Genomic DNA, 3,592 nt, shown 5'->3' with positions numbered 1-3,592 from the left:
CTTGAGCGACTTGAGCAGGTCGGCCTCCAGCGTGCAGTTCGCAAAGTTCCCCCCGACCGCGACCGAGCCGGCCGCGCCCGTGATATCCCACAGCCCCCTGACGGCCGAGCCTCCGATCTTCGCCTTCTTGAGCGTCGTCACGCCCAGCGATCCCCAGAGAGTGAGGTCCGCCCCGCAGTTACCCGGTACGCCGGTCGCGCCCTTGAGAGAAAGTGAGCCGAGCCAGAGAGCGTTGAGGGCGCCGTTCGCCCAAGCGGCCGCGCTGATGCCCCCCACGCCGCCCACGGCACTCAGAATCATGTCGCCTACGCGCCCCGCGGTCAGCTTCCCGAGCGACACCCCTTTCTTGGGGTCCGCGCCGGTGAGCGTCACGGTGCCCGAGAACAGGCCCCCGATCTTGGCCGATTTCACCCAGGCGGCTGACAGGGCGCCGTTGTAGGCCCCGGTGACGGCGAGCTTCGGCATGCCCCCGCCGGCGCGGACATCTCCCGCCACTGCGCCACGCACCGACAAGGAAGCAAAGCCTTCATCCGAAAGGGCGTCGGAGCCGAGGTTGCCCGTGATCGCCGTCTTGCCGACCGCACCTTGTGCCAGTAAGCCGGTTACGTCATCAGTGTCCCCGTCGTCGTCAAGATCGTCGGGCAGGGCCCAGCCGCCAGGCGCCGTGAAGCCGTTCAGGTCTGCGCCCGCCAGGTCGGACCGCAGGCCCAGCGAGCCCATCGCTCCTTGGCAGATGAAGAAGGCCAGCGGAGCCGGCGTGCGCCGCTTGTCCTTCACCGAGCCAAGGGACACGCCCGTCCCCTCGATGACGATCCCGATGTCTTCGAGGCTGCCCGCGCCGTCGAGCAGCGTAATGGAAGCAACGTTGCCCCCGACGCCGGGCTCAATCACCAGGTCGGTTACGCCCTTCTGGTAGGCAGGGTCGCCGCGGCCCCAGGCGATGTTCGGCAGCGGGGCGCCATCCGCAGGGTCCGCATCGTAGACCGACACTCTGGCCAACCCATTGAGCAACCTGGAATCAACCAGGGTCATCGGCGGCGGAGGGTCAGCCGTCTCGCCGACCTTCAAGGCATAGGGCACGAATGCCCCCGGTGCGCCGGTGACCCGCACGTAGTACTGGGAGGCAGCGCCTGTCGTATCGCGAACGGTGAGCCTGCCCGAGGATCCTGTGGCGGACGCCAGCAGGCTGCCCTGAGCGTCGTAGAGCTGGAGTTCCAGGGCACTTGCCCGGGGGAACTTCACCGTCGCCGACACGGGGCTGCCCGGCAGCCTGGAGATTGCAAACGAGAACCAGTCCTCGTCACCCGGCATGAGGTTGAGGCCCGCCGTCGTGGCGTTGAGGGAGAGGGCACTCGCCTTCGACATCTCGTTGTTGTCCTCCAGCCAGTCGGGCAGCGCTCCCGGCGCATCCACGATGAGCGAGTAGCTCCTGTTCGTCGCACCCGACGCGCCAGCGATCCGCACGAAGTAGGCGCCCGCCGGCCTCCCTTCCAGGCTGATCGTTTCGACATTCAGAGTTGTCGTGGAGGAGGCGAGGAGGGCGCCCTGCGCGTCGTAAAGGGCGAGGTCAAGGTTGCCCTCCGCATTCGTGAAGGCGATCTGCACCTGGTCGCCGGCCTGCCCGGCCACGAGGGTGACGAAGCGGAACCAGTCCCTGTCCGAGGCGTTGTGGATCGAGAGGTTCTCGTACCGATTCCCGTGTCCGGCGAGCGCGCGCAGGTTGTAGGACGTAGCTCGGTAGTCGTTCGCCTCTGCCCAGTCGCGTCCTGGCAGCGTCCCGGCGGTACGCCCGGTCAGCGCAGCCAGGAAATCGTCCCAGCCCGTAGCTGTTGCGAAGCTCAGGCCCGAGTACCAGCCAGGGACCTGATCACCGACGTCCGGAAGGTACACGCTCAGGCCGGTTCCGCCCGCCGAAGGGCGGCTGTAGTTGGCCACGACCTGGTCCGCGAGCGCGCTGAGAACGGCCTCTGCCGCGTCCGCGATCCCCGTCGTCTGCACCCGCGCCGCGACCTCGGACATGAAGGAGCCCAGGTCCCTGAATTCGGGGTAGTGGAACCCCGCCGAGGCATCGCGTGCGGCCTCCATAGCCGACCAGTCCGCTGTTGTGGCGCCCGGCAGAACCGTGGTCACGAACTGTGTCACGGCTGTCGGCAAGCCGGCGCCGGACGCGTCCGCTGCGGAAAGGGTGACTATGGCCTCGTCATCACTGGAACTGGTGACGATCACATTCGCGAACTGCTCGGGGCTGAGGCTGGGCGCTGCCGCCAGGTCAGCGAAGAGGCCCGTGTAGTCCCAGCCATCCCAGCCTTCGATCTCCTCGGACGCAACGAAGTAGGAAATCTCGTTGCGCACCTGGTACATGATCTCCAGATTGCCCATCAGGCACGCATCGAAACCGAGCACATCAATGTGCGTCGGCACCGCCTCCAGCGCCGCACGCAGCTCGTCCGTCGTCAGCTCGTCGGCCCCATCCACCATCGAGCCGTAGAGCGACCCGCCGTGGTCCCACAGGATCACGGCGTAGTGCTGAGCCGGCAGGGCCGCAACGCCCCAGTTGATGAAGTCCGCCAGGGTCTGCGGGTCCCCCAGGTTCCGCTCGCCCCAGGACTGGAGCGGCGTGGAGATCACGTTCGGGTTCGAGTCGCTCTGCACAACCCCCACGCGGGTATCGGTCCAGTCCGGCGTCGTCACGAACCCCCCGATCGCGCGGTCCAACATGATGGCGGCGCAGATGCCCGCAGGCAGAGGCACGGCCTCCATCTCATTCAGGTCCTCGAGGGCCGCGCCTTCGAGGTCGTTTTCCCCCGCGATGTAGACCAGCACAGTCCACTCGGCCAGACCCCCGGTCTGGAAGGGAGCGACGATAGCGAGTCCATACGAGCAGGTGTCGGCATTGACAGTATCGACGACAAGCGTATAGGTGCCCGCTGGCAGACCGTTCAGCGAAATCCACTCATTGTCCGTTGTCGTTGTCGACCCGGCCACGAAGTTCCCGTCGCCATCGTACAGCCACATGTCGACGTTACCATCCTCGTGCGCAAACCGGGTCCGCACATAGTCCGACAACGCGCCGGGCTCGGCCATCGTGAACGAGAAGCTGTCGGCTTTGCTGCCTTGACCATTCCATTGCGCGGGGTCGTGAATGGTCAGACGCAGGGTCTGGTTCTGGGCAAGGCGGGTCGGCTCCGCGCCCTCATAGTCATCGGGCGGAATGTGCCCATCAAGCGGTGCCACGATCACCAGGTCGTAGGGAGCCGTGGCACTCCCGAACCCGTACACCTTCAGGTAGTAGGTCCCCGCCGGACGGCCATCCAGCGAGACCCGCTCGTTGTCCGTCACGCTCGCCGAGCCCGTGAGGTAGCTCTGGCTCCCGTCGTAGAGCGCCATGTCCAGGTCGCCGTCCGCCTGCGCGAACTGGATCTCCGCGTAGTGCGCCGACGTCCCCGTCGCCACGGTGTCGAACCGGTAGTAGTCCACGTTGTCACTGCCGTCCGCGTTCTCGTGCACCGTCAGGCCCGGCACGCTCTCCGTGCCCCTCACCACGCGCAGGTCGGTCGCCGCCCCGTAGCTGTCGTTCGGCTCCAGGTAGTCG

At 66.8% G+C, this 3,592-nt stretch carries 1 protein-coding gene; it reads right to left on the bottom strand.

The window, feature by feature from the left end; translation table 11 throughout:
* On the bottom strand, window positions 1–3,592 hold a 3,592-nt coding region (locus JSV65_12885), incomplete at both ends, for a T9SS type A sorting domain-containing protein (protein UCH33458.1).

It is taken from the genome of Armatimonadota bacterium (assembly GCA_020354555.1).
GTDB lineage: Bacteria > Armatimonadota > Hebobacteria.
This window is presented reverse-complemented; position numbering and strand designations above follow the sequence as displayed.